At 43.6% G+C, this 26,215-nt stretch carries 21 protein-coding genes; 10 read left to right on the forward strand and 11 right to left on the reverse strand.

Annotated features, from left to right (window positions below; genetic code table 11):
* Window positions 1–143 precede the first annotated feature (143 nt).
* A complete protein-coding gene (locus AB4513_RS07305) occupies window positions 144–512 on the reverse strand; it encodes a phage protein (protein WP_102258300.1) in 369 nt (122 codons plus the stop codon).
* A 360-nt stretch (window positions 513–872) separates the two neighbouring features.
* On the opposite strand from AB4513_RS07305, the gene AB4513_RS07310 reads away from it, so the two are divergent.
* The gene (locus tag AB4513_RS07310) at window positions 873–1,118 is read left to right on the forward strand and encodes a hypothetical protein (protein WP_009845860.1); all 246 of its coding nucleotides are present in this window, start codon (window positions 873–875) and stop codon (window positions 1,116–1,118) included.
* 165 nt (window positions 1,119–1,283) lie between these two features.
* Here AB4513_RS07310 and AB4513_RS07315 read toward each other — a convergent pair whose 3' ends face one another.
* From AB4513_RS07315 to AB4513_RS07325, 3 genes are all read right to left on the reverse strand, one after another.
* Window positions 1,284–1,622 (reverse strand): type II toxin-antitoxin system RelE/ParE family toxin, encoded by a 339-nt coding sequence (locus tag AB4513_RS07315; RefSeq protein WP_009845861.1) that lies wholly within the window; start codon window positions 1,620–1,622, stop codon window positions 1,284–1,286.
* Window positions 1,623–1,633: 11 nt separating this feature from the next.
* Entirely contained in the window at window positions 1,634–1,882 is a 249-nt protein-coding gene (locus tag AB4513_RS07320; protein ID WP_009845862.1) for a prevent-host-death protein, read from the reverse strand.
* A 173-nt stretch (window positions 1,883–2,055) separates the two neighbouring features.
* Window positions 2,056–2,973, reverse strand: coding sequence for a LysR family transcriptional regulator (locus AB4513_RS07325; RefSeq protein WP_009845863.1), 918 nt, complete (start codon window positions 2,971–2,973; stop codon window positions 2,056–2,058).
* A gap of 194 nt (window positions 2,974–3,167) precedes the next feature.
* Between AB4513_RS07325 and AB4513_RS07330 the strand changes: the two genes are divergently transcribed.
* From AB4513_RS07330 to AB4513_RS07340, 3 genes are all read left to right on the forward strand, one after another.
* Window positions 3,168–4,799 carry an alpha-glucosidase gene (locus tag AB4513_RS07330; RefSeq protein ID WP_102258299.1) on the forward strand — a complete coding sequence of 544 codons (1,632 nt, stop codon included), beginning with the start codon at window positions 3,168–3,170 and terminating at the stop codon, window positions 4,797–4,799.
* A 367-nt stretch (window positions 4,800–5,166) separates the two neighbouring features.
* The gene (malE, locus tag AB4513_RS07335) at window positions 5,167–6,345 is read left to right on the forward strand and encodes a maltose/maltodextrin ABC transporter substrate-binding protein MalE (RefSeq protein WP_102258298.1); all 1,179 of its coding nucleotides are present in this window, start codon (window positions 5,167–5,169) and stop codon (window positions 6,343–6,345) included.
* A gap of 30 nt (window positions 6,346–6,375) precedes the next feature.
* Window positions 6,376–9,258: an amylo-alpha-1,6-glucosidase gene (locus AB4513_RS07340; RefSeq protein WP_102258297.1), complete on the forward strand. Its 2,883-nt coding sequence runs from the start codon at window positions 6,376–6,378 to the stop codon at window positions 9,256–9,258.
* Window positions 9,259–9,374: 116 nt separating this feature from the next.
* On the opposite strand, the gene AB4513_RS07345 is transcribed toward AB4513_RS07340, so the two are convergent.
* From AB4513_RS07345 to AB4513_RS07355, 3 genes are all read right to left on the reverse strand, one after another.
* A complete protein-coding gene (locus AB4513_RS07345) occupies window positions 9,375–10,202 on the reverse strand; it encodes an alpha/beta hydrolase (RefSeq protein ID WP_009845867.1) in 828 nt (275 codons plus the stop codon).
* Window positions 10,203–10,375: 173 nt separating this feature from the next.
* Window positions 10,376–11,257 carry a MalM family protein gene (locus AB4513_RS07350; protein ID WP_009845868.1) on the reverse strand — a complete coding sequence of 294 codons (882 nt, stop codon included), beginning with the start codon at window positions 11,255–11,257 and terminating at the stop codon, window positions 10,376–10,378.
* Between the two features lie 78 nt (window positions 11,258–11,335).
* Window positions 11,336–12,739: a carbohydrate porin gene (locus AB4513_RS07355; RefSeq protein ID WP_009845869.1), complete on the reverse strand. Its 1,404-nt coding sequence runs from the start codon at window positions 12,737–12,739 to the stop codon at window positions 11,336–11,338.
* A 432-nt stretch (window positions 12,740–13,171) separates the two neighbouring features.
* On the opposite strand from AB4513_RS07355, the gene glgX reads away from it, so the two are divergent.
* The 3 genes from glgX to AB4513_RS07370 all read left to right on the forward strand — a co-directional run bounded on the left by glgX (window position 13,172) and on the right by AB4513_RS07370 (window position 18,049).
* On the forward strand, window positions 13,172–15,145 hold the full coding sequence (gene glgX / locus AB4513_RS07360) for a glycogen debranching protein GlgX (protein ID WP_009845870.1): 1,974 nt from the start codon (window positions 13,172–13,174) through the stop codon (window positions 15,143–15,145).
* 264 nt (window positions 15,146–15,409) lie between these two features.
* Window positions 15,410–17,152 (forward strand): diguanylate cyclase domain-containing protein, encoded by a 1,743-nt coding sequence (locus tag AB4513_RS07365; RefSeq protein ID WP_009845871.1) that lies wholly within the window; start codon window positions 15,410–15,412, stop codon window positions 17,150–17,152.
* A gap of 153 nt (window positions 17,153–17,305) precedes the next feature.
* Entirely contained in the window at window positions 17,306–18,049 is a 744-nt protein-coding gene (locus AB4513_RS07370) for a tRNA (adenine(22)-N(1))-methyltransferase TrmK (RefSeq protein WP_009845872.1), read from the forward strand.
* A 149-nt stretch (window positions 18,050–18,198) separates the two neighbouring features.
* On the opposite strand, the gene AB4513_RS07375 is transcribed toward AB4513_RS07370, so the two are convergent.
* Entirely contained in the window at window positions 18,199–19,143 is a 945-nt protein-coding gene (locus tag AB4513_RS07375; protein ID WP_009845873.1) for an acyltransferase, read from the reverse strand.
* Between the two features lie 341 nt (window positions 19,144–19,484).
* Here AB4513_RS07375 and AB4513_RS07380 point away from each other — a divergent pair, with 341 nt between their 5' ends.
* The 3 genes from AB4513_RS07380 to AB4513_RS07390 all read left to right on the forward strand — a co-directional run bounded on the left by AB4513_RS07380 (window position 19,485) and on the right by AB4513_RS07390 (window position 21,898).
* Window positions 19,485–20,288: a ferredoxin--NADP reductase gene (locus tag AB4513_RS07380; RefSeq protein ID WP_102258296.1), complete on the forward strand. Its 804-nt coding sequence runs from the start codon at window positions 19,485–19,487 to the stop codon at window positions 20,286–20,288.
* A gap of 62 nt (window positions 20,289–20,350) precedes the next feature.
* Complete coding sequence (locus AB4513_RS07385; protein WP_102258295.1) at window positions 20,351–20,683, forward strand: DUF1971 domain-containing protein; 333 nt, start codon at window positions 20,351–20,353, stop codon at window positions 20,681–20,683.
* A gap of 222 nt (window positions 20,684–20,905) precedes the next feature.
* Window positions 20,906–21,898: a 2-hydroxyacid dehydrogenase gene (locus AB4513_RS07390; protein WP_102258294.1), complete on the forward strand. Its 993-nt coding sequence runs from the start codon at window positions 20,906–20,908 to the stop codon at window positions 21,896–21,898.
* A gap of 118 nt (window positions 21,899–22,016) precedes the next feature.
* On the opposite strand, the gene AB4513_RS07395 is transcribed toward AB4513_RS07390, so the two are convergent.
* From AB4513_RS07395 to AB4513_RS07405, 3 genes are all read right to left on the reverse strand, one after another.
* The gene (locus tag AB4513_RS07395) at window positions 22,017–22,889 is read right to left on the reverse strand and encodes a patatin family protein (protein ID WP_102258293.1); all 873 of its coding nucleotides are present in this window, start codon (window positions 22,887–22,889) and stop codon (window positions 22,017–22,019) included.
* Window positions 22,890–23,119: 230 nt separating this feature from the next.
* Complete coding sequence (locus AB4513_RS07400; RefSeq protein ID WP_017102305.1) at window positions 23,120–24,571, reverse strand: catalase; 1,452 nt, start codon at window positions 24,569–24,571, stop codon at window positions 23,120–23,122.
* Window positions 24,572–24,772: 201 nt separating this feature from the next.
* Window positions 24,773–25,942 carry a glycerate kinase gene (locus AB4513_RS07405; RefSeq protein WP_102258292.1) on the reverse strand — a complete coding sequence of 390 codons (1,170 nt, stop codon included), beginning with the start codon at window positions 25,940–25,942 and terminating at the stop codon, window positions 24,773–24,775.
* Window positions 25,943–26,215: the final 273 nt, after the last annotated feature.

The raw sequence follows: 26,215 nt of genomic DNA on the forward strand, positions 1-26,215 counted from the left end.
GGGGTTCATGACGCGCTTACGGTTAAACTAACAAATAAGGGATTTGTTCCAATCGAAGCTATCTTATCAATAAGTATTTCACCTTGTTAGACGCTCTTTCTTTAGCTTTGAACTCCCATTGAGAAAACCATACTTTTCTCATCCTATTTTCTGATGTTCGCTATCGCTCTAGCAAGACCAAGTAAATGTGTCGAAGTCTTAATCTCCAACTCTGACTGAATTCCTAAAAGCGCAATCCCTGCTAATATTTGTTGTGGCCTTACGATTTGGCCTGTTGGCAGCTCCATACTGTCGTATAACATTTTGAACTGTACCCAGTCTTCGCTAATGCTTAGTTCTCGACCTTTTGCCATTCTCATTAGTCTTTTGCACTCAGGCGGTATTGGTTTTCCTTCGTCCCATCCCGTGACCGTTCTCACAGTTTTAAAACACAGTTCCGCGACCTCTTCCTTGGTCATTTGGCACTCTAACTCTCGAAAAATGTAATTCTTACTCATTTCGCGATACTTCAATGATAAAACCTCTAAATACAAGAGGTTGCACTGATTCAAGGAGATATGCACGATTGAACATAAGCAGACAAAGTGCGCACTGTACAAAGGCGTATTAATTGGCAAATTTGCCTTATAAAAAGTTATTCATGAATCACTAATATTAGAATTCCTGAAACTCATTTATGTCCAAAACCGTTCCAGCACGATCTCAGTTACCTCATCCATTTCTAAGATAAACCGCTCCCGATTACATTCCACTGGTTTACTATTTTTCCATTCGCTTTTTATGGTTAAAATGCCTTATGGTACAAACAATCGAATTATAGATACTTGCGGGCTTTGCCGCAGGTATTCCTCATTTACACGAAAAGACTGATTATGAATTTTGATATCAATGCACTGAAACACCACCAACTGGTCGAAGATGGTCAACTAGAAGGGTGTTACCTTCATCAACCAGCACAGGGCAGCCAGCAAGACGATGACGCTGTTTTAGCAGAGCGCCAAGCGCTAGAAAAATTGGGGTATAAGGTAGTACAGGTACAAGCCAAAGGTGGGGCAACAACCTTTGCTGAAGCGATGCAAAAGTTTGCGAAGAAAACAGGTCACCAGACCAAAGAGTAAGCGAATGGGTGTAGAGGGGCTTTCTATTACGGCTGATAACCTTTGGATTTTAAAGCGAACACATCATAAAGCTTTTTAACAACAGCCGCTTAACTCGAATTAAAACACACCCCGTAAGTCACTAAACGGGGTTATAAGTACATGAGCTAAATCTCTGCTATAACTTTATTTATGTATGATGCAATAATCAACGAGAGCCATTGATATGTCTTGTTTTTGCCTTAATAAGACTAGGCCTGTAACCGTGCCATTATTCACCTCATAAAACAGCCTAAAACCCGATTTTTTGAACTCTCTGATACTAGTGACCCCCAACCCTACAAGCTCAGAACATCTAGAGTACATGTTAGGGTTATGGCTCACATTTTCTTCAAAGGCATCTAAAAGACTCTCAATCCCTTCAATGACTGATTTTTCATCATTCCATTGAGTTAGGTGATCAATCGAATCATTTAGCGAATTTTCAAATGTTTCCGTGTATTGAATTTCTACTTTATGAGTCATATTTACCTTTGTTACTTACGGGCAGCTAATCGACTTCTTAAATCTCTAGACGAAGTTACACGATCTTGAACAACATCATTTTTTGCAAAGCTAACCAGTTTCATTAGCGCAATGGCATCTTGACGTTTTTTATGGTCTTCATACGACTCAACTACATACGTAGGTTTTCCATTTTGCGTGATCGTTAGTGGTTCACTTAAAGGCAAGTTAGCCGCATTTTTTTTTAAGAAACTGACGGTTTCTACATTTGCTGTGTCCATAATCACTCACCCTGTTTGTATTTGTTGCTTTAGTTAGTTGAATGTCATCACTCATTCAATAGCTATATTGTACTACCCGATCACTACTAGTTCAAATTTAGACTTTATTTAAACTGCTCTGCACAACCAAGATTGGACGCTTACCCAAACGAGTTTCGTATTTCATGCAATGCTTAATCAAAGTTGGCTTTTTGTAAGATCTCAATGAACGTCTTGATCTTGAGGTCTTCCGCTCCCTGTTTCGCGTAGAGGCCAACGTTTCCTAGCTTAGAGTCATCAATCAGTAAGGTTTCGAAGCCTTTGTCTTTCATCCAATCGCACATTTTATGACTGTATGGCATGACAGCATCAGACATTCTTAACATATCTAAGCTCGCAAAAAGAGAGTCAACGTCATAGACATCTCGCCCAACCACCTCGGTATCACGCCCACCAGGCTGTGAATTTACGTGGTCAGACAGTACAGAGTTATGTCGAGAATGATCGGGGGTCACTTGGAGTATTGGAAACGCTAATGTCTCACGCCTTAACAAACTCGGATCTAAGTGTTTCTTCGTTAGCAACGGATGGTTGGCTCGAACAAACACCGCTTCTTTGTCTTGAAAGAGTGGGTAAAACGTTACTTTGCATCGCTCATGCAGCCCATAGATTTCATGGCCAACAAACAAGTCGATATCGCCTTGAACCAAGTGGTGCATCAAAGACAAGTTGTTACCGAACTCTAAATGTAGCGAGCCCATTTTTTCTTGTTGCTTGTATTCCTCAACCGCCTTGCAAACAAATTGTTCCCACCAAGCTTCCCCGGTGCCGAGTTTCAATTTACCGGATTGGCGCTGCTGCATGTCGGTAAAGCGGTGCATCAAAGACAGATGCTTTTCTTGCTGTTCTTGTGCAAACTCCCGAAACAACACCCCGTACTCAGTAAGCTCAACGCCTTTTGACTTACGAGTAAAAATAGCCACACCAACATCACTCTCTAATTTCTTGATCGCAGCGGTCAAGGAGGGTTGGCTAATATTCAGCTTTTCTGCGGCACCTTTAATACTGCCAGTATGCGCAACCATCAGAAAGTATCGGTATAGCTTGTTCATAGGATTCTCTTAGTTTGCATTCGATCACAAAATGCGAGGTTAGAAATTCAACAAATTAAACCACTGAACACAGTGCGCAGCGGATAAAGCTCATGATATAGGATTTTTCTATAGAGAGCATTAGTAATGCTATTTCCCAGTGTAAGATGAAATCACTATAGTAAGGTCAATTAACTTATTAAGTGGACATTGAGATGGAACAGAAATGGTGGCATGACGCAGTGGTCTACCAAATTTACCCGCGTAGCTTTTTAGACTCGAATAATGACGGTATCGGTGACCTAAATGGAATCATCAGCAAACTCGATTACCTCAAAGAACTAGGCATTAATGTCATTTGGCTCTCCCCTGTTTATCAATCTCCAATGGACGATAACGGCTACGACATCTCCGACTACCAAGCGATTGCTGAAGAGTTTGGCACAATGGAAGAGATGAAACGACTGATGGATGAAGCGAAGGAACGTGACATTAAGATTGTTATGGATTTAGTGGTAAACCATACGTCAGATGAGCACCGTTGGTTCGAGCAAGCACGCTCTTCAAAAGACAATCCGTATCGAGACTATTACATTTGGCGCGATGCAAAACAGGATGGCAGCGCACCGGATGACCAAGGTTCGATCTTTGGCGGAAGTGCTTGGCAGTGGGATGAACTCACACAACAATATTACTTCCATCTATTCTCGAAACGTCAGCCAGATTTGAACTGGGAAAACCCGAAGGTTCAAGAAGAAGTTCATACTATGATGAACTGGTGGATTGACCTTGGCATCGGCGGCTTCCGCTTAGATGTGATTGATCTTATTGGTAAAGAGATCGATAAAGGAATCACTGGTAACGGACCAAGGCTGCACAAGCTATTACAACAAATGAATCAGGCGACCTTTGGTAACAAGGATTTGTTAACCGTTGGAGAAACTTGGGGCGCGACTCCAGAAATAGCCAAGCTATACAGCGGACAAGATAGAAATGAACTTTCTATGGTGTTCCAATTTGAGCACATTACCCTGACATGGGAGAACGGTGACAAATGGAACCCTATTCCGCTTGATCTTCGAGAGTTCAAAAATGTGCTGACCAAGTGGCAGCTAGAGCTGGCCGATGGTGGTTGGAATTCCCTTTTTTGGAACAACCACGATTTGCCACGTTTGGTTTCAAAATACGGTGATGACAAACATTTCCGAGTTGAGTCAGCAAAAATGCTGGCGACGTGTTTGCACTTCTTGAAAGGCACACCTTACATCTATCAAGGTGAAGAGATTGGCATGACCAATGTCGCTTTTGACAATCTAGACCAATATAAAGATATTGAAACGCACAATTTCTATAAAGTAAAAACGGAATCGGGTGTCACTCATGAACACATGATGGACGCCATTCACGAGAACAGCCGTGACAACGCTAGAACACCCATGCATTGGAACAACCAACCAAATGCAGGCTTCTCTGACGGAACACCTTGGATTGAGCTGAATCCAAACTACCCAGAGATCAACGTCGAAAGTGCGTTGGCTGATCCAAGTTCCATATTTTATCACTACAAGACATTGATAGAGTTACGAAAAGCTCACCCAGCGATTGTCTACGGTTCATTCATCCCTGTTTTTGAAGAACACGACAAGGTTTTCGCCTACGTACGTGAGTTGGATGGTGAAATGCTGTTTGTAGTTTGTAACTTCTCAAACGACAACCTGACACTGGATATGCCTGAACAATACCAAACTCAGACGCTTGATTGTCTGATCAATAACTATCAAACGGTCACTGAGTTGTCAGCCAAGCTTGAACTGGCACCGTATGAATCATTTGCTGTAAAACTGTAATCATACGTTAAATGCAACACACCAAAGGCAAGGTTCTCCTTGCCTTTTTTATTGCCCAAAGCCATCGATTCTCTCCAACATTTCACATCTTAACCTAAGCAACCTAGCGCTTAGTTTTGGATGGCTTTCATCACCCAAAAATAGTTTGAGCCCGCCTTCACATTTCTCCATACGCGCCACTTCACAAAACTATGGCGATCGCCTGTAAAACAGCACTGTATCGGCATTGCTATAGCTTTTTACTATATCAAAGGTGCGTTTACCTATTTCTCAAAGGCTAAATTAGTCGATATTATTTTCAGCAGATAATAAGAACTGATAGAAGTGATTATCGTTATGGATAACCTTCTGAATATGGAATGAAACTATGAAACCTCTATTGAAAACACTGTCTATTTGTACCCTTGCTGCTCTTTTCAATGCACCGGCTTTTGCTATGGAAGAAGGTGAAATCACAATCTGGATCAATGGCGATAAAAGTTATGCCGGTCTTGCTGAAATTGGTAAACAATTCGAAGAAGATACTGGTGTAAAAATTAACGTTCAGTACCCAGACTCACTGGAAGCTAAATTCCAACAACACGCAGCAACAGGCGGCGGCCCTGACATCATTTTCTGGGCACACGACCGTTTTGGTGGCTACGCAGAATCAGGGCTACTTCACGAACTTAATCCAAGTAAAGAATTCAAAGAAAAGCTTGTCGACTTCAGTTGGGATGCGGTGACAGTCAACGGTAAAGTTGTGGGCTACCCTCTAGCAATCGAAGCACCTTCTCTAATCTACAACAAAGACCTACTTCCAAACCCACCAAAAACATGGGAAGAGCTTGCTGACATTCAGAAAGAGATGGCTAAGCAAAACAAAAAAGCCATCATGTGGGATGTGAAAAATGCGTACTTCACGTGGCCGATGATCTCTGCTGGTGGTGCCTTTGCGTTTGAAAAAACAGCAACAGGCTATGACGCTAAAAGCACAGGTGTTAACAATGCAGCGGGTGTTCGCGGCCTTCAATTCTTAGTTGACATGGTAAACCAAGGGGTAGTTAACCCGAATATGGATTACTCAGTCGCAGAAGCAGAGTTCACCAACGGCAATGTGGCAATGACCATTAATGGCCCTTGGTCTTGGGGTAACTTAGACAAGCTTGGTGTTAATTATGGCGTTGCGGAGCTGCCGACATTAAATGGCGGTAAAGGTAACCCATTTGTTGGAATCCTAAGTGCGGGTATCAATGCTGCGAGTCCAAATACTGATCTTGCTGTCGAGTTCTTAGAGAACTACCTATTCCAAGACTACGCTCTGAAAACCATGAATGATGACAAGCCTCTTGGCGCGGTGACACTAAAATCATTCCAAAAAATTCTTGAGAGCGATGATCGCATCAAATCAACCATGACGAATGCTGAAAACGGCGAAATTATGCCAAACATCCCGCAAATGACGGCTTACTGGTTCGCTGAAGGTGCGGCTATCGATAACGCAATGCAGGGCAAGCAAACCGTTAGAGAAGCACTAGACACAGCAGCGAAACAAATCACCAAATAACCTTTCTTTTTATTAATATCCTATTGTCCTTTGGCACAGCGCATGCTGTGCCTTTTTTGTTTTGGAAATCAACTCGCTATGCAAATCCCTACTCTTTACCTAAAAGGTACGTTCAATGGCTGGGGGTTAGACACCCCATTGTTCAAAGAGCAAGACGGCTCTTACAGAGCAAACTTATGCTTATCTACCGACCTTTATCGCTTCAAAATTTCGGATTCAGATGGCACCAAGCAATGGACGCTTTCAGGGCATGAAAGTGAAGCCACACTCTGCGAATTAGAACAAGCGATGCCTCTTATCAACACACAAGGTATTGGCAATGATCTGCTGCTCTCTCCCGCTGTCGCTGGTCAATACTCCTTGAAGGTGCAATTTGGATCTTCGACGCCAACGATCACCGTAACCAAGGGGGAATACAATGATCTATCAACACCTCAACGTGAGCCTATTGATACTCACCTGATTGAGGCTGATATTGAGGTTGAGGAGTCGCAGCCTCACTGGCAACACCCTGATTTTGCGATTCCACATGACCAACTATTCCAGCAGCTCACCATCTCAGAGACACAGTCATTTCCGTTTGTGTTCGGGGATAATGTCGATGGTTACTATCATGGAGCAACCTATAGCTATGTAAACGGTGGCAAATATCGTCACCACCAAGGTTGGATACTGGGAACCTTCGCTAGCTATATCGACGGCAAGTTCAATAATAAGTTAGAAGCTGAACGTGCCAGCCTGACGCCTTATGGTATTGAACATCATTATGATCATAGCCGAGAGTCGTTGAGCCTGGTTCAAGGTTCCAGACTTGTATCACTCACTGTGTCGTCAAACAAACCGAGTGCTTTAAGCCTAATTCCAGAACTCAACATACCGACCACTCACTCTAAAGTTCATACTTCAGACTCAAATATCGTCATAGAACTCAGCCCTCAAGTTTGCCCAGACGGCTGCCCAAGGTTTGTCGCCATCGCAAGCAATCATGCTGTACATGCACGAGAGATCTCGCTAGACGCTCACCCTGAACTTCGCGACCTAGTTCAGCTCTCAGAGAGCAACGCAAAACTCATGCTCACGACGTCAGATAACCAAACTGAACTCATCGTCTACCTCGGCTTTGCTGAAACCCTTAAAGCCGCTAGTTCATTGGTGAATCAAGCGGTCAAAAATAACGAACACGTTCTTCACCAACAGCGGATTTATGAGTTCTTAACCAATAATTATTTGTGGACCAACGACCTTGAATACAACCAAGCGGTTATGTGGTCGCGCCTTGCAAGCCGAACCTTTGTTAGCCATGAATTTGGCACGGGCATTTGGGCTGGATTACCTTGGTTCAAGGACTGTTGGGGCCGTGACACCTTTATCGCTTTGTCGGGCACAAGCTTGGTTAATGGGCTGTTTAGTGAAGCAAAAGAGATCATTGAAAACTTTGCGTCCATGCAGATGCTCGACGAAAATTCCACAAATTACGGCCGAATCCCGAATCGAGTGACGAGTAAAACGAACATCATTTATAACACCACCGATGGTACTCCTTGGATGATTCGTGAAGCCCTTGAGTACATCAACTACTCTGGCGATGTGGCGTTCGCTAAGGCCATTTATCCCACTCTCAAGCGTTTCATCACGGGTGTCGAAAAACATTACTTGAATAAAGATAGCTTGAGTAAAGATGGCTTGAATGAAGATTATTCGAATAAAGACAGTCTGATGGCACATCGCCACCCTGATACGTGGATGGATGCAAAAATTGATGGGATGACACCTTGGTCTCCTCGCGGGCCTAAAGCCAATGACATCCAAGCTTTGTGGTTTGAAAGCTTAAACTGCGCTATTCAACTCGCTATTCTGGTGGGCGACTCTGAATCAGAAAAGAGCTGGACAATCCAAGCAGGAAAAGTGAAAGAGAGTTTCGCCACTAAATTTTGGGATGATAAAAACCATCGCCTAGCCGACCATTTATCGCAAGGTGATGTGCCTGATTATAGCGTGCGTCCGAATCAGTTGATGACGATTTCAATTCCTCAGAAAAGTCCGCTGAATCAGAATGAAAGAGAGCAATACATCGTCAAGAACGCGGTAGAAACGCTATTGTTCCCATGGGGGATCTGCTCCTTACAACAAGAGCATGTCGATTTTCATCCTTATCACGACAATCAAGCTATGTACCACAAGGACGCGGCTTATCACAACGGGACGATCTGGGGGTGGAATGCGGGCTTTACTATTACGGCGCTCAACAAGTTTAAGCAGCAAGATCTCAGTTACCAGCTATCCAAAAACTTGGCAAAACAGATCCTTACACAAGGCTGTAGAGGGACAATGAGTGAAAATTTGGATGCTTTCCAAGAAAGTGACCGCGACCTTGTAGAATCAGGAACGTTTGCTCAAGCCTGGTCTGTTTCAGAATACGCTCGTAACGCGCAACAGGACTATTTGGGATATTGCCCACGCTTATTGGACAATCAGATACACCTAACACCAAATTTCCCAAGTTGTTGGAGCGAATTAGTGGCTTCGTTGCCTTTTGGTCAAGGAAACCAGCTACGACTGTCATTTGAATCTAAAAATGGGATTTCTCATTACAAGATTCAGTCAAATCTAGAAGATACGGTAAGTCCCGAAATCACATTGGTGCTTACGCTAGACATAAACCATGAGTCTGTTGCCGTAATCTCGACACCATTAACACAATCGTTGGAGATCATGATCGACAGTCACCAACAACAGGTCACGGTCAACGACAAACAAGCGCAGTTTGAGATTCAACCAAAGCCAAATAACGCCATCTTATGCGACTTACAAATTGCCAAGCCCGACTTTGCAAGGCAACACAACAGTTTGATGAGCAAGGACTACTTGTTGAACAAGCGCAATAAGCAAAAATTGTCAGCAGCCAAGGACTAGCTTTGCTGATACTAAGCCTATCGCTTTATAGACGTATAAAGTGATACGGTTATAAAGCGATAAAAAAGCAGGCCTAATACACCGTTTACGAAGACAAAACGGAGTTAGGCCTTCTTTTATTGTCTAAAAATAAAGTCGATAAAATTCGGGAATCGCAACGACCAAGCCAGTTCATTGTGTTGATGACCTTGTCCTTCTTGATAAAACAGCGTCACGTTCGGCTTTTGAGTGAGTAACGTGTTCATTGCCCTTGAACCACTCAGATAAACGTCAGCAAAATCTACGCTTGCCTCTTCACGAGCTTCATTCGTTCCCATATCCATATATATTTTCATTGGAGACAGAAAGTTAAACTCTTTCATATACTCGAAGTATGAGGATTTATTGAACCAAAACGCCGGAGAGAAGACCCCAAGCACGCCAAAAGTATTCTGGTACAGTGAGCCACCATATAAGCTAATTAGCCCGCCCATTGAACTGCCAGCAAGGTACGTAAACTCTCGGTTCGGCTTTGTTCTGTATGTTTGGTCGATATAAGGCTTCAATGTATGACAGATAAACGCTATATACTCGTCCCCTTCACCACCAAATTTAAGTAGCTCATCACCAACTCCCAACTCTTTTATCTCTTGGTTAGCGCGCCAAGGCGAATACTCATTGTAACGCTCCATGCCATCAAGCTCATGACTGCTGTCGATAGCGACAACAATTAACCCGGATAACTTACCGAGCCTTTGCATCTCATCGAGTGTCGTTTGTGCATCCCAACACATCCCATACGTCGCTGTAGACTTCTCAAAGACATTCTGCCCATCATGCATGTATAAGACAGGATAAGCGTGCTCTGCTTGGTGATACCCCGCAGGAAGGTAAATGCGGAGCGTTCGAGTTCGATTCAACTGTGGAATAAAGAACTCATCGATAATAATCAATTCAGATTGCATAACGACCTCTAAACTTGAAGTGTCTATAAATTCAGATATAAAAAACGCCCCTTTAAAGGAGCGTTCTATCTCTATTTCTATCTCTAAGCGACTAAGATACTGGGCTGCTAAGCCATTAAGCCTACTAATCTATTAAGTTATTAAGTTATTAAGCTAACTAATAAGCTAATAAGCTATTTTGCGTTGACGGCTCGCACAAAAGCTTCTTGTGCACCTTCAACATTAAGCGCCTTCGCTTCATCTAACAAACCTAAAGCTTTCGGTACATCACCTGACTTCACCGCATTTTGTATAGCAGACAAATAGAAGTCTTTTGTCTCTTGCTGCACACGTATCTGCGTGTCTGCTTTCTTCGGTACAACAGCTGTTGCAGTCGCTGCCATAGCGGCAGGGGCAGCAACGACTGGCGCTACGGCAGGTTTAGCACGGTAAGGGCGAAGTTTTAAAGTTTTAATTTCTAACTCTAAACGACCACCTAATTGATTGGTGTATACCGGATCGGTGACCATAGGCATCACCTCACCAAATTCTTTTGCTCGCACCTTTGCTGGGTGATCAACTTTCACCTTATTGCCAAGCTCATCAGCAGGCGTGTAGATAACAATATAAGGTGTCTTACTCGCATCAATACGCAAGCGCTCAATGTAACTCGTGCGAGTAAAAGCGTCGGATGCCTGAACCTTAAAGTCTTCAAACTTCAATGTTTGCACTGGCTTAAAGTTTTCATCTAGAAGCATGGCTTCTGGAGCAAAAACTGAATCATCGATCATTAAGCTCGATAGCTTAACGACCATCTCCCCTGAGCGCTCGCTGAACTTGAACGCTGCAAAGTGGCTATTACCTGTTGTAAATGTACCGACAGGTGATCCCAAGTCGATATCAAACTTTAAATCTTCATTATCATTCAATTGTGCGTATGGGTACTGCGAAAAATCGCTGCAGCATACTTCTGCATTAGTGGGTGCATCGAGTTTAGTTTGAACCTGAGCATCGGAAGCACAACCGCTTAGCAAGGCACCTAGTACCACGGCTAACATAGAGCTTTTATTTGTCATTGTAATCTCTCTCACTATTGGTTGTTGTTGGGGGAAACGGAAAAAGGCAGCCAATGGCTGCCTTATACTTTAAACGGTTTAGAACCAAATTTCAGTGTGTACACCGAATACAAATTCGTCTTTACCGTTATCGATACCAATTTGTTTAGCACTTGCTTCATCATCAGCTTTAATGTAGCTAATGTAAGGCTTAACTTGTGGACGACCGAAGTAGTCAGAGTTCGCTGTAAATGCAGTTGCAATTTCTAGGTTAAGAATATCGCTCTCTACAGCATCACCAGTACGATTCCAGTAACCTTCATCACCTTCTTCATGTGCATAAGAAGCCGTAGCTTCTAAGCGAATGTTGTCGTTCAGTTTGTAAGAAGGACGAGCAGCAACCATGTAACGAGTCAAACCGTCAGCACCAAACAATTGGTCAAGAGCTGTAAAGTACACTGCTTCCGTACCTAACTGCCATTTTTCAGAGATGTTAAGCACACCGTAAGAAGTCAAGAATAGTGATTCTTCTTTATCACCGCCACCAGACCAACCACCGAAGTTAACACCACGGTTTTTCATTACGCCAGAGCCGTAAGCAATTACGTTTTGAGTCCAACCGTCTAGGCCATAGTAACTTGTATTAAGCGTTACAGCTGCACCGATACCGTCTTCGTTCTCACCGCCATTAATGTTTTGCTGACCATATTTAAAGTCAAAGTCTAGGCTGCCGATACCCGCATCCACGCCGTAGTAGTACAAGTCAATAGAAGAGAGTGTCTGTCTTTCTTTTGCACCATCTTTCTTCACTTTACATTCATTCGGGTTTGTCGATGTAGTACCATCTTTTTGCTTACAGTCTATCGCGTAAGAATCTGCAGAACCTGCATCAGGATCAGCCATCACATAAGCGATACCAGCAGTATGTCCTGCAAGCTTAGTTTGAATACCTGCACCAATACCAGATGATTGTTTCCAAAACTCACCAGATAAAAGGCCAGCTGCACGGTTTAGGTAACGTTGACCACCCCAAATAGAAGTGTCTTCACCTAAAATGCCGCCGAGCTCAACAAAAGCTTCTTTTACTTCGAACTGAGAATCATCATTCTTCTTTTGTCCGCCTTCAGAAGAATAAGCGTATGAGTTACCGTTACCATATTCAGTACGAAGAACGTAGTCGGCCCACACACCATTTTGGTACTCAGAGTGCTTCTTAATTACAAATTCAACTTGGTTAGTACTCTTACCGTGAGTACCCGCTGTTTTGTAATCTGGCTTACCGAATTCAGTGTCTACTGTTTTACCATCTACAACACGAACGTTAGAAGACATGTAACCGTGAACTTCCCAGCCGTCAGTGATAACGTCAGTAGGGTTTTTCACCTCTACTTCCATTGAAGAGTCACCACTTGTTACATCAAGTGCAACGTCATTTTCTGCGAACGCTGAACCAGCGACAAGTGCAGAAGCCACTGCAGCAGCAATCAAACTTACTTTTTTCATTCTTAACTCCATTAAGGACGATTTATTTTAGGTTTTATATTTTTGCTCTCTTGCGACAACCAAAGGCAGTAATGGCGGGCGTAAGATAGAGAGGTTTAGGGTTTCCCCTGATTCGTTTCAACGGAGCCAATATTAAGAGGGGATGACAAGTTTGACTTCCTCCACCCCGAACTAAATTAAGGGGGATGAGAAGGGAGTAGAGTTTATACAGAATGGTATTTTAAAGGGTTGGATCACTTAATCTAGGAGGAGTAGACAGCACACAGATCTAATTATTCAGCATAAGTGAGATCTACTTCAAATATATAATTTGAACTTCATCGATGAATTATTTTTCAACAAAATTTATTCTATGAAGTTGCTTGACCTTAATGGGACAAAGCCTTTTACTAATAGTTCACTGATGTTGATAAACGAACAAGAAATCAAGCAATGACTAGAACGCTCGCTCGCCCTTATCCACTAGGCGCAACGCTAGGTAACACTGGCTGTAACTTCTCAATTTATTCCCCTGACTGTAAATCCCTTTCTCTCGCTCTTTTTGACGAGAACGATGAGTTCACCACTTATAAATTGGAAAATGAATACGCTGATATCAGATATGTATTTGTTGATGGTATTAAAGCGGGACAAAAATACGGTTTCATTGCTGAAACTGATAATGGCCCGATCTTACTTTCCGACCCTTACGCTAAAGCAATAAGCGAACCGCTCGATTACGCAACGCCATATACCAATGAAAAAAGCTTTTCGATGGCGAAGTGTCTCGTAGTTGATGACACGTTCGATTGGCAAGATGTCGAAAAGCCGCGTATTAGCCGCGAAGAGACCGTTCTTTTCGAAACCCATGTTAAAGGCCTATCTCAACTTCACCCAGAAGTCGCGACCAATACAAAAGGCCGTTATTTGGGGTTAGTTAGTCCCGAAATGCTTGCATTCTATAAACAGCAAAACATCAATTCTCTACAACTTTTACCCATTGCTGCATGTATGCATGAACCCCACCTATTGGATATGGGGAAAGTGAATTACTGGGGTTACAATCCATATTTGTTTATGGTGCCAGACCCACGCTACGCAGAGAAAGACGCCGTAAGTGAACTCAAAACCGCGATTCGAGAACTGCACCGCAACGGTATCGAAGTCATTCTTGATGTCGTCTACAACCACACTGCAGAAGGCGGTGAAGGTGGTACAACCTTCAACCTAAAAGCACTGGATAGCCGCTACTACATTAAGCATGGCTGTCATTACGCGAACTTCACCGGTTGTGGCAATACGGTCGACCTCACCCACCAACCAGCACTGAACTTAGTCATGGATACACTGCGCTACTGGGTTAGTGAGTTCCAAGTCGACGGCTTCCGTTTTGATTTGGCAGCAACACTGGGGCGCGAAGGCGATAACTACAATCCTGAGGCTGCTTTCTTCAAAGCCGTTGCCCAAGATCCGGTATTGAAAGAAACCAAGTTAATAGCAGAACCATGGGACATCGGGCCAAATGGCTACCAAGTTGGCAATTTTCCGTTGGGGTGGAATGAGTGTAACGATAAGCTGCGAGATATCACTCGTAGCTTCTGGCGTGGCGACCAAGGCTACTTGAAAGAGTTTGCGACTCGCTTAATGGGCTCTCGTGACATCTACAGTGCCGCACACTGGCCGTACAAATTAACCGTCAACTACATCACTTATCATGATGGTTTCACCATGCAAGATCTTGTTTCTTATAAACATAAGCACAATGAAGAAAATGGTGAGAGCAACCGCGATGGACACGGTGATAATCGCTCTGAAAACTATGGTGTTGAAGGCAACACAGAAAACCTTTTAGTTATCGCAACACGTGAAAAGCAAAAACGTAACTTCATGGCAAGCCTGTTATTTGCATTCGGTATTCCGCATATTTTGACGGCCGATGTGTTATCTCATACTCAAAAGGGTAACAACAACGCGTACTGCCAAGACGGGGTCACCAGCTGGCTCAACTGGGAAGATTCCGAGCGTAAGACTTACTTCAAGGCTTGGTTATCTGAGATGATCTCCGCACGTCAGCAATACATGGTGCCGTTTATCAAAGCGTTCAGTGGCGATAAACGTAACTCTAACCGTATATTCTGGAGCCGTGTTGATGGCACAATCATGGAACATGATGATTGGAACCGTTTAAGCTCCGTAGCCTTGCATTTAGGCATCGGCAAAGATGGCGACGAGTTGATTTATCTGATCAACCAAACCAACGCTCCTGCTCGATTTTCTTTACCGAGTGACCGTCAGCAAGACTGGGTCACCATCTGTGATACCAACTTGCGAAACGTGAAACCGGGTCATGCCGAAGGTGAAATGCTGTTATCTCCCGTTTCAATGGCAATTTTGCACTATTCGCCAAACAAGACTGATTCGGTTTAGGTTTAGGTTTAGGTTAAAAGCCAGACCAGCTTAATAGAACGCGCGAAGCCATAGAAGCCAGTTATATTTATGACTGGCTTTTTTATTAGCTGAACGTCACAAACTCAATTTTTTATATGGAACATTTTGCATTGATGTGATTACGAAAACTGTTTAGTATGGCCGTACTATAAAAATGAATCTATAACGTCTTTGGATATCATGGCTTTACCTAAAACATTAATTCGGCTTTTTAAACCATACATTATTTTATTAACTGGAGGGATGCTCTATCTTGCTGCAGCTCAACTTGAAAAAGTAGAAACGACAGCAAAAGAACAATCACTATCAAATATTCGTATCGCAAGTTCCATCATCAATTCCAACATCGAAGCCACATTCGGCAAACTCTATTTTTTGGAAACCAGTTTAAGCTTATCTACATCAGGCCCCGTCGGTGAACAAAAATTCAGGGACATCAGTGACAATATTCTTAAGAGAACACCTAACTTCTCCGATATTGTTCAATACCAGCCTCAATCCCAACAATATATTTCAACTCGTGGCCTGCCTCTTTCTAATGAGCAGATCAATGCCATCCAGTGGAATCCAATTGATAGTGTTGTAGAAGGTTTTTACATCTCTTCTATCTATCAAAAACCCGATGGTCGTTGGGTTTTCGCGATCAAACACACGACGGAAAAGTTGAACAAAGAAATATGGATTGAGTTTGACCTTTTGCATACCACACAAGGCCTGAGAGACTTAAAGACATTAGACCGTGGCTATGTATTTGTGGTTGATAGAGCAACCGAACGACTGGTTTTCCATCCTGACCCGAAACGCATTGGCTCCAAATCCATCAGCTATCATGCCGGCATCAGCCACCAACTCTCTCAAGGTGAGACCGTCGGCCAACACGAATACTACTATCAAGATAATTTCAAAATAACGGTATTTGATGCTGACAACAGCTTAAACTGGGTATTCGTCTCGGGCACTGATCGTCACGACATACTCACCAGCTCACACCAATTTACGCTAACTGGCGTGGTACTCGGGTCACTGCTTCTATTATGGATTGGCGCACACTACCTAGCTCACCGCTTGAACATGTCGTTATCTCAACTGAATAAAGTTGATGATCTCGCCAGCTTTAAACGAGAGTTAAAAGCCATATTCAATAGCTTTACCTATCAAAAAGGCATTCAATTCTGCCTTTATCAAGCAGAGAGCCATTCATTCAGTACCATCGATTATCATGGAAACAAATCAACGCTACATACTGACAAAGCCCTTGCTGAGCGATTTGCTCCCGAGACCATGGCTTATCGAAGCAGCAAATACGCAGATCCATTGGCACGTAAACTCAAAATACTCCAACGCCACTACTGTATCCCTTTGCACTCTCGTAACCAGCTAATCGCGGTGATTTACGTCAATGCGCCCTTGCCGATCAGTCAAAGTATTTTACGCATGATCAAAGATTACACGGAAGTCTCGTTGTCTAACTTACTGCTCCACCATCAATTGAGCAGTAAAGATCTCATGACTCAGTTAGACAACAAAAGTAGTTTTAACATCGCGATCGACAACTACGCATGCGAACCCGATACCTATGTAGCTCTGCTCGATATCGATAACTTTGACCACGTAAATCGAGCTTACGGTGAAGCGATTGGCGACAAGATGATAAAGCTTGCCGGAGAAGCGATGCGTTCTTACTTTCCTAAGCCAAAAGGGCTTTGCCTTGCTCGAGTCGGGGACAAGGAGTTCGCCGTTTTATTCAAAGCGAATGATGCGAAGGATGCCAAGCACCAATTGGAACAATGTCGAGTCAGCATCGCCGAGAAAACCATAGTCACTCCGGATATCACATTGTCACTCAGTATCAGCGTCGGGTTTTCGCAAATAGACGGCGAAACAGACTCTGCTTTAGCCCTTGCGGAACAAGCAAAGCTTATCGCACTACAACTTGGAAAGAATCGAGTAGAAGGTCACATTAGAGGCGTAGCCAAAGCGTCGTAGACATTAGCTAACACGCTCGTATCACACCGATTGGTACGATACCGATAACAAAAAAGCACCTAGGATTAATCCCCTAGGTGCTTTTGTTTTTATGGAAAGTCTTTACAATGCGCGTTCGATACAACAATACCCTTTTTTAACGATACGAGCCTTATGAAGCTAAGTAACCGACTGCAAACTCTCCACTCCCTTGTCAGTAATGACTACCAACATATTTGGGACTGTTGTTGTGATCACGGCTTCTTGGGTGTTCAGCTATTATCTGACCACAAAGCACCGCAGATTCATTTTGTCGATATTGTCCCTTCTCTGATGAATGAACTGGAGGGCAAGCTAACGCGTTACTTTCCCCAAGATAATTCAGACCAACAAGCGATGACCAGCCAATGGCAAGTCTACTGCTTGGATGTCGCAGCGATTCCATTGGAAAAGCACACAGGCAGACATCTGGTCATTATTGCGGGTGTGGGAGGCGATCTAACACAAAAGCTCGTCGACGATATTCATTGCAAGCATCCAGACAAAGCGATCGATTTTTTACTTTGCCCGGTTCATCAGCAGTTCGAGCTAAGAAATCATTTAAAGGCGCTCAATTTCGGCCTAATTGATGAAGTGTTAATTGAAGAGAACCGTCGTTACTACGAGATTTTATTGGTCAGCAATAACCAAGGTGAAAGCGACAAAAATCTAGATGAAAGTGGCAATAACCGAACGGTAACTGAGATATCAAGCGTCGGCGACAAGATCTGGACTCCGAACTGTGAACAACAGAAGCAAGTATCACAGCAATACAAAGCCAAAACATTGCAGCACTACTTGCGCATCCATCAAGGACAAGAGAAGCAAGGCAAAACCAGTGAGGTTAAGCACATCATTGAGGCTTACCAAGCGATTTAACTTCCTCACTCTTTGACCATCCTTGTTTTAGCGCTTTAAAACATAGTGAGCGCTGACTGCACTGTTTGAGTAGACAAAGTCCAATCAATAAAAAAGCCGACAGTTCAATGAACTATCGGCTTTTTTGATGCTATCGATTTGGTATGAGCTTACTGTTCTTGTTTCTTATAAGCCACATCAGATTCATCAGTCGTTTCAACCTCACAGGGCGTATCAACCCCATAAACCGTATCAAGATAGTCGTCTTTCTCTTTCCACGTATTATTCAACCAACTGTGGAAACGACGTTTAAACGCTTTATCTTCAAAATAATTACCGTTCACGTTCTCATCCATTGGGTGCAGTTTAATACGCACCACCACCTTGGTCATTTTACCCTTCAGCATGTCTTCAAATGGAGAAGCCTGATTTTCTGGATAAGCCAGAGTGACATCCACAATACCATCCAAGATTGGGCCCATTGCCGATAGAGCGAACGCCACACCGCCGGTTTTTGGCTTGAGTAGATGTCGATAAGGTGTTTTCGCTGTCGCCAGTTTCTCGTGGTTTGCACGAGTCCCTTCCACAAAATTCACCAAGGTTGTCGGTGCCCATTTGAACTTAGTACATGCCTTATTAATTGCCTCGAAATCATCATTGCGACGCTCAGGGTTACGAATCAAAAACTCACGTGAGTGACGTCTCATGAAAGGCATATCCAAGCCCCAACAAGCCAAACCAACAAAAGGAACGTACAGCAATTCATGCTTAAGGAAGAACTTAGTCATTGGCATCTTGTCTTTCAAGATCGAAGACAAGATCACGATATCCGCCCAACTGAGGTGATTCGACATCATCAAGTACCATTGCTTAGTCGAGATGTCTTCCCCGCCCTCAACTTGCCACTCGATATCGTTATTCACATTCAACATCCAAAGGTTAAGCGAAGCCCAACACCAAAATGTGAAATTCGCTAAGCGAGTACATGACTTTTGAACAATAGAGATTGGAAGAATCAGTTTGATGAGGCCAAAAAAGCTCACGGTAAACGCAGTCATTGCGGTATTGATGGTCACGAACAACACGTTCAAGGCCATACGAAGATTATCAAGCATAAAACACGGCTATATTGAGATCGAAAGCCGCCATTATACTCATCTATAAAATATTCTCTTTAGTTATTGGTGAATACATTAAGGGTCAAACCACGGAACTAATTTTGGTCTGTGCCCATAGAGCAACTCATCGTTCTTAATCACAAGGAATCACATCAAAAAACAACAAAGATGTCATTTAGACACAGCAGTACGAAGTCTATTTGACATCATTCAAGTTAATTTTTACCGAACAACTAGTATTGATAAGCATTCTCACTAATGGCATGGTACATGCAACTCCAAAGTGTAAATAGTTGAGTATCCTTAATGAGATAACTTCTCTAAATAAAGGTGATGATATGACAGATATTCCTCATGGCTTAGTAACCGGAAAAGTCGTACACAAGACCGAATGGACAGAGCAACTGTTCTCGCTGCAAGTCAGTGCGCCAGTCTCGCCCTACCAAGCGGGGCAGTTCACTAAGCTGGGGCTACGTAACAGTGAAGGCGAGTTTGTCAGACGTGCTTATTCCATGGTGAATGCGCCAGAGCACGAACAAGGTCATCAACATCTGGAATTTTTGATTATTAAGGATCAGAACGGGCAGCTTTCACCTCAACTTCATGAGTTGAAGGTAGGCGATGACATATTTGTCGGCAAAGACCCAAGTGGGTTCATGACATTAGAGGAGATCCCAGAGATCGCCGACGATCTATGGATGCTTTCAACCGGAACCGCCGTTGGGCCTTTTATCTCAATGCTCGAAAGCATGCAGATACAGCAGCATAACGGCTCTGAATCTGAAAAAGTCACCTCGTTCAAAAACCTTGTACTGGTTCATGCCGTAAGAACAGAGCAAGACCTCACGTATCAAGATCGAATCAATCAACTCGTTAATCACTTCCAAGGGAAACTACAATATGTGCCAATTATTTCTAGAGAATCAGTCACCGGAACTTTGCGCGGACGAATCCCAAGCTTGTTACTTGGAGGCGACCTTGAGCAAACCACGTCTGTCACTTTCAATCAAACCCGCAGTTTTTTCTACCTTTGTGGCAATCCGCAAATGGTTCGCGACACAAGTGAAGCACTAACCAACTTAGGTTTCAAGAAGCACTTACGCCGAAAGCCCGGCCAATTCAGCAGTGAAAACTACTGGTAATCACGGTCACCAATTCAATCAAAGCTAAAGCTTGTATTCAAAATACAGACAAGAGGTTTTATATGAGTCATTTACGTATTCCGTCACACTGGAAAATTCAACGTTCAACGCCATTTTTCACCAAAGACAACATACCGGCTGCATTGCTTAATCACCACAACACCGCAGAAGGTGTATTCGGGCAGATCTGCGTAATGGAAGGCACCGTCACCTTCTATGGTTTTGCCGATGCCGACGCGACAGAACCGGAAAGTGTTATTACGATCCTGGCTGGGCAATTTGCCACAAGTCCACCTCAATATTGGCATCGAGTAGAGCTTAGCGACGACGCACAATTCAACATTAACTTCTGGTCTGAGAAAGAGACTAAGAAGATGTTCAACACCCGAAAGTAAGATCCATTCAATATTGATGAACTTATAAGCAAGCTGCCTCGTACTGTGATTTTTAATGTTCAATAAGTGAAGACAACAGACCAAATAACCATAGTAATTACAATGACTAATGGTGATAGACAAGAGAAAAAAACTCTAGCACACTGGACGAGTTGTTAGCTTTAACCCCATATGAAATCAAAAATGATTGGGGTATTCATTTTTTAGGTAAGAGAGGAAGCCATGCTCAACATTGCTTTTTTTAGCTCAAAATCATACGACGAAAAATCATTTGAACTTGCAAAAGGCGAACTCGACGCCGAGTTCCATTTTCACGATTTTCGCCTCACTACAACAACAGCAAAAATGGCGCACGACAACGAAGTCGTTTGTGCGTTTGTAAACGACGACCTATCGCGAGATGTGCTAGAGATTCTAGCAAAAGGCGGCACTAAGCTGATTGCGATGCGCTGTGCCGGTTTTGATAAAGTCGATTTAGATGCAGCCAAAGAGTTTGGTCTGCAAGTGGTTCGCGTTCCGGCTTATTCTCCAGAATCAGTAGCAGAGCACACAGTCGGCATGATGATGTGTTTGAATCGTAAACTACACAAGGCATACCAACGTACTCGTGATGCGAACTTCTCTCTTGAAGGCTTGGTAGGCTTTAACTTCCACGGTAAAACCGTTGGTGTGATTGGTTCAGGAAAGATTGGCTTAGCGACGATGCGTATTCTGAAAGGTTTAGGCATGAATATCTTGTGCTACGACCCGTACCCAAATCCTTTGGCAAAAGAACTGGGTGCTAAATACGTAGAACTCGACGAGCTTTACCAAGAATCTGACGTGATTTCTTTGCATTGCCCAATGAGTAAAGAGAACTACCACCTGTTGGATGCAACGGCATTTGGCAAAATGAAAGATGGCGTGATGATCGTCAACACCAGTCGTGGTGAACTGCTGGATTCAACTGCTGCAATTGAAGCACTCAAACAAAGCAAAATCGGCGCGCTTGGTCTTGATGTTTACGACAATGAGAAAGAGTTGTTCTTCCAAGACAAATCTAATGATGTGATTGTCGATGACGTATTCCGTCGCCTATCTGCTTGTCACAACGTATTGTTCACTGGTCACCAAGCTTTCTTAACTAAAGATGCGCTGTTCAACATTGCCAATACAACGCTCACCAGTGTTGATGCCTTCTTTACAGGCAACACCAGCGGCAACGAGCTGGTTTAACAACAACTTGAGTTAATAGCAGACTGAGTTAGTAATAGACTCAATCTAGAAATAGAAAGCCACGCTAGTCCTAAGTGAACAGCGTGGCTTCTCGTTTATCCCGCATTCAAAAACAGTTCTAAACGCAGAAATGACAATCTTCGGTATCTAAGCCATAGACACCGTTTCTAATGGCAAGGTGCTCTTCCCCTGCTTTCACACCCATCTCGTAACCTGCATTCAAGACCGTTTGATCCATAGTCAAACGCTTCACTGCGAACGCTTCTGGTGGCGCAATCACCTTGATGGTCGCATCTTTTGGTGGATTACGAATAAACTCCAAAGACTGATTATAGTTTTCGGCACGCACCGCCATCGACTCTGCAATATTAGGGAATTTCTTTAACAGCTTTTTCAGCATCCACTGATACTTCTGCGGCTTCATTCGGTAGCTTAATGGGTGAGAAAGAATCACGGTAATGTCTCGTGCACCACGACGATAGGCTTCGCGAACCGGAATAGAGTCGGCTACACCACCATCGGTATAGCAACCACCAGAGAAGCACGGTGTTTCACGGTAAGCGATAGGTAGAGCTGTTGTTGCTTCAACCACGTTAGAAAGGTTTTCTGGCTTGATGTGATAGTAGTCTGCACTGCCAGTATCGACGTTAGTTACAGCAGCAATTAAAGGAACACTTGAGAACAGCTCACCACAATCCAGTGGATAACGATGGTTAGATTCATCCCACAACCACTTAACGTCGACCAAATTGCCACCTTTAGCAAAGCGAGCAGGGTTGAAGAACGTTTTATCCGTCGCCATGGTAGTAATCACGTTGTAGCTACGCTTCGGAGCTTGAGATAAGTAACCAACCAAATTCGACACACCCGCAGATACGCCAATAGCAAAATCATAAGGACGGAAATCGTCTTGCATAAAAGCGTCCAATACTCCTGCTGCGAAGATGCCTCTCATTGCCCCACCTTCAACGATTAATGCGCTCTTACTCATCTCAAACTCTTCTACTTTATAAACTGATAGCCGTAGGATAATCCGTTACCCTAACTAAATATAATGGGATGAGTTTATTAATTTGATAGGCAAAAACTATCAATAGAAATGGTGCTAATTTTCAAGTAATTGGTACGACTTACATGACTCACCTAATACACAGCATGATCAAAAAAGGCCGTTGAGTGATTCACTCAACGGCCTTTCATTTAACTAATCAAACTTATTGATTACGACTTAAATTCGCTTACATCGATTTCAAGTAGCTTACCAATGCCTTCACCGTAAGCTGGATCGGCTTTGTAACAGTGTCTTAGGTGACGCAGTTGAATCTCTTTAGGCACGCCGCCTAGGTTACGCGCTGTGTTATCAAACAGAATCGCTTGTTTTTCTGGTGTCATTAGACGGAACAGATCACCCGGTTGCGAGAAGTAATCTTCATCTTCGCGGTGATCCCAATGCGCTGCAGCACCATCTAGGCTCAATGCCGGTTCTGCAAAGTCTGGCTGCTCTGCCCATTGGCCTTCGTTGTTTGGCTCATAGCCAAGTGTGCTACCAAAGTTACCATCAACACGCATCGCACCATCACGGTGGTAGCTGTGGACAGGGCAACGAGGTGCGTTTACTGGGATATGCTGATGGTTAACACCCAAACGGTAGCGCTGTGCATCACCGTAAGCAAACAGACGGCCTTGTAACATCTTGTCTGGTGAGAAGCTGATACCCGGAACCACGTTTGCCGGGTTGAATGCAGACTGCTCAACTTCAGCGAAGAAGTTTTGTGGGTTACGGTTCAATTCAAACTCACCCACCTCAATTAATGGGTAATCTGCGTGTGGCCAGATCTTAGTCAGATCGAACGGGTTGTATGGCACTTTCGCTGCGTCCGCTTCTGGCATCACTTGAACTTTCAGTGTCCATTTAGGGAAGTCTTGATTATCAATGCTGTCTAGCAGATCACGTTGATGACTTTCGCGGTCATCGCCGATCACTTGTGCCGCTTCTGCATCAGACAAGTTCTTAATACCTTGCTGAGATTTGAAGTGGAACTTAACCCAGAAACGTTCGTTGTCTGCATTAATAAAGCTGAATGTATGGCTACCAAAACCATGCATATGACGGTAAGTCGCAGGAATACCACGGTCACTCATTACGATGGTGATTTGGTGAAGCGCTTCAGGTAGAGAGGTCCAGAAATCCCAGTTGTTTTTCGCACTGCGCATGTTGGTGCGAGGGTCACGCTTAACCGCATGGTTTAGATCTGGGAACTTGAGAGGATCACGAAGGAAGAATACTGGCGTGTTGTTACCCACCATGTCCCAGTTACCTTCTTCAGTATAAAACTTCAATGCAAAGCCACGGATATCACGCTCAGCATCGGCAGCGCCACGCTCACCCGCCACCGTTGTAAAACGTGCAAACAGGTCGGTCTTTTTGCCTATTTCAGAAAACAGTTTTGCCTTGGTGTATTTGGTAATGTCATGCGTAACAGTAAATGTACCGTAAGCGCCTGAACCTTTCGCGTGCATACGACGCTCTGGAATGACTTCGCGGTCAAAATGCGCCATCTTTTCTAAAAACCAAACATCTTGAAGAAGTTGAGGACCGCGCTTACCCGCAGTTTGAACATTCTGGTTATGAGCAACAGGACAACCCGCAGCTGTAGTTAGTTTTTTACTCATGATCTATTCCTTAAGGTCCAAAGGTGCAGCAATAGTGAGTGCACCTTGATATTTATACTGGCTTCCTTTCAAAAGCCCCTAAAATATTATGGATATAGAATAGACCTCTAATGGTATAAAATATAATCGTTTCTATTTATCGTTGCTATCTATAAAACCTATCGAACCATGATGTTAAGTAACCAATTGTCAAACCTCACTTTATTTCAAGATCGCATGGCCTACTTTCAGAGTCGCAGCGATATTTCTCGCCGTTCTAGTAAGGTTTAGTTCGGCTTCTAGCAGAACTTGGTCAAGTGACTGAGGAGAACGAACCGTACCAAACAAGCTGTTCATTTCACCATAAAGTGCTTCTACTTCTGTTCCCAGTGAGCCAGCAATGCCTATGATCGGAATGCCTTGTAAGCTCGCTCGTTTAGCAATGCCATAAGGCGTTTTGCCTTGCAGAGTTTGGTTGTCCATTTGCCCTTCGCCAGTAATCACCAAGTCGGCACCTTTCAATAGATCATCAGCTTGCAAAACATCGAGCACCATCTCAATGCCGGGTTTAATTTGGATATTGAATAACAAACCAAGCCCCATCGGCGTGCCACCAGCTGCGCCATAACCCACGCGCTTGTAAGCAGGCTCATCGCCACCGACATAACCTTGCGTTTCTGCAACTTGAGAAAAATTCTCAAGCGCCTTATCAAGCATTAAGACTTGTTCAGGTGTCGCTCCTTTTTGCGGACCAAATATATAGCTGGCACCGTTATCGCCACACAATGGGTTATCAACATCACACGCCAAAATCAAATCGACATCAGCGCAGCGCAAATCTACGCCAGTAAGATCAATTGAAGCCAAATCCGCTAGCGCAGCGCCACCTCGGCTGAGCTCTTGCCCTGCACGATCAAGCAATTTACCACCTAACGCTTGTACAATGCCTGCACCACCATCATTGGTCGCACTGCCACCCAAGCCAAGAATAATCGTTTGAGCGCCCTGCTCTATCGCTTCCAAAATCAGCTGCCCTGTTCCAAAAGACGAAGCAATCAAAGGATCACGCTGTTCTGGTTTCAATAAATCCAAGCCAGATGCTGCAGCTATTTCAATCAATGCCGTTTTGTTCTGGTTATGCTCCGATGGTTCAAGCATCGCCCATTCAGCATTAACCAATTTTCCCAATGGCCCTTCAACTTGATGTGTTCGCTTTTGCCCTGCCAAGCCTTGCAGCAAAACATCTACCGTTCCTTCACCTCCGTCAGCTAAAGGTAAGGTCACGAATTCAGCGTCAGGAAAGATTTCACGAAAGCCCTTTTCAATACACGCCGCCACCGATACCGCCGATAAAGATTCTTTAAACGAGTCTGGTGCAATAACAATTTTCATAGAGGTTGATCCGTAAGTGTTACCAATGAGCCTAAAAAAGAGAAATCACATCAAATAGTATAAAAGTTCCCTAATTAGAGCGCCCCAAAGTTGCCATTTGTTGTGACGCCCCTTTTAGTTTTGACGACGGTAAAAGCAAGATCCGTAAAGTTACTGTTCCTTAATATCCCCACATTTTGCAAAGTTAGGACGAAACAACAATCAATTGACCACAGATATTTGATTGAAATCCAATATAGATCACATCATTTGTTCCACATTGCGGAATTGGTA

This window comes from Vibrio sp. 10N.222.54.E6 (genome assembly GCF_041473955.1).
GTDB classification, from domain to species: Bacteria; Pseudomonadota; Gammaproteobacteria; order Enterobacterales; family Vibrionaceae; genus Vibrio; species Vibrio tasmaniensis_A.

What these genes read in the sequence shown, in the direction of transcription:
- AB4513_RS07310 (WP_009845860.1), top strand. Translation starts at nt 873, where the DNA reads ATGAATTTTGATATCAATGCACTGAAACACCACCAACTGGTCGAAGAT.
- AB4513_RS07315 (WP_009845861.1), bottom strand. Translation starts at nt 1,622, where the DNA reads ATGACTCATAAAGTAGAAATTCAATACACGGAAACATTTGAAAATTCG.
- AB4513_RS07320 (WP_009845862.1), bottom strand. Translation starts at nt 1,882, where the DNA reads ATGGACACAGCAAATGTAGAAACCGTCAGTTTCTTAAAAAAAAATGCG.
- AB4513_RS07325 (WP_009845863.1), bottom strand. Translation starts at nt 2,973, where the DNA reads ATGAACAAGCTATACCGATACTTTCTGATGGTTGCGCATACTGGCAGT.
- AB4513_RS07330 (WP_102258299.1), top strand. Translation starts at nt 3,168, where the DNA reads ATGGAACAGAAATGGTGGCATGACGCAGTGGTCTACCAAATTTACCCG.
- malE (WP_102258298.1), top strand. Translation starts at nt 5,167, where the DNA reads ATGAAACCTCTATTGAAAACACTGTCTATTTGTACCCTTGCTGCTCTT.
- AB4513_RS07345 (WP_009845867.1), bottom strand. Translation starts at nt 10,202, where the DNA reads ATGCAATCTGAATTGATTATTATCGATGAGTTCTTTATTCCACAGTTG.
- AB4513_RS07350 (WP_009845868.1), bottom strand. Translation starts at nt 11,257, where the DNA reads ATGACAAATAAAAGCTCTATGTTAGCCGTGGTACTAGGTGCCTTGCTA.
- AB4513_RS07355 (WP_009845869.1), bottom strand. Translation starts at nt 12,739, where the DNA reads ATGAAAAAAGTAAGTTTGATTGCTGCTGCAGTGGCTTCTGCACTTGTC.
- glgX (WP_009845870.1), top strand. Translation starts at nt 13,172, where the DNA reads ATGACTAGAACGCTCGCTCGCCCTTATCCACTAGGCGCAACGCTAGGT.
- AB4513_RS07365 (WP_009845871.1), top strand. Translation starts at nt 15,410, where the DNA reads ATGCTCTATCTTGCTGCAGCTCAACTTGAAAAAGTAGAAACGACAGCA.
- AB4513_RS07370 (WP_009845872.1), top strand. Translation starts at nt 17,306, where the DNA reads ATGAAGCTAAGTAACCGACTGCAAACTCTCCACTCCCTTGTCAGTAAT.
- AB4513_RS07375 (WP_009845873.1), bottom strand. Translation starts at nt 19,143, where the DNA reads ATGCTTGATAATCTTCGTATGGCCTTGAACGTGTTGTTCGTGACCATC.
- AB4513_RS07380 (WP_102258296.1), top strand. Translation starts at nt 19,485, where the DNA reads ATGACAGATATTCCTCATGGCTTAGTAACCGGAAAAGTCGTACACAAG.
- AB4513_RS07385 (WP_102258295.1), top strand. Translation starts at nt 20,351, where the DNA reads ATGAGTCATTTACGTATTCCGTCACACTGGAAAATTCAACGTTCAACG.
- AB4513_RS07390 (WP_102258294.1), top strand. Translation starts at nt 20,906, where the DNA reads ATGCTCAACATTGCTTTTTTTAGCTCAAAATCATACGACGAAAAATCA.
- AB4513_RS07395 (WP_102258293.1), bottom strand. Translation starts at nt 22,889, where the DNA reads ATGAGTAAGAGCGCATTAATCGTTGAAGGTGGGGCAATGAGAGGCATC.
- AB4513_RS07400 (WP_017102305.1), bottom strand. Translation starts at nt 24,571, where the DNA reads ATGAGTAAAAAACTAACTACAGCTGCGGGTTGTCCTGTTGCTCATAAC.
- AB4513_RS07405 (WP_102258292.1), bottom strand. Translation starts at nt 25,942, where the DNA reads ATGAAAATTGTTATTGCACCAGACTCGTTTAAAGAATCTTTATCGGCG.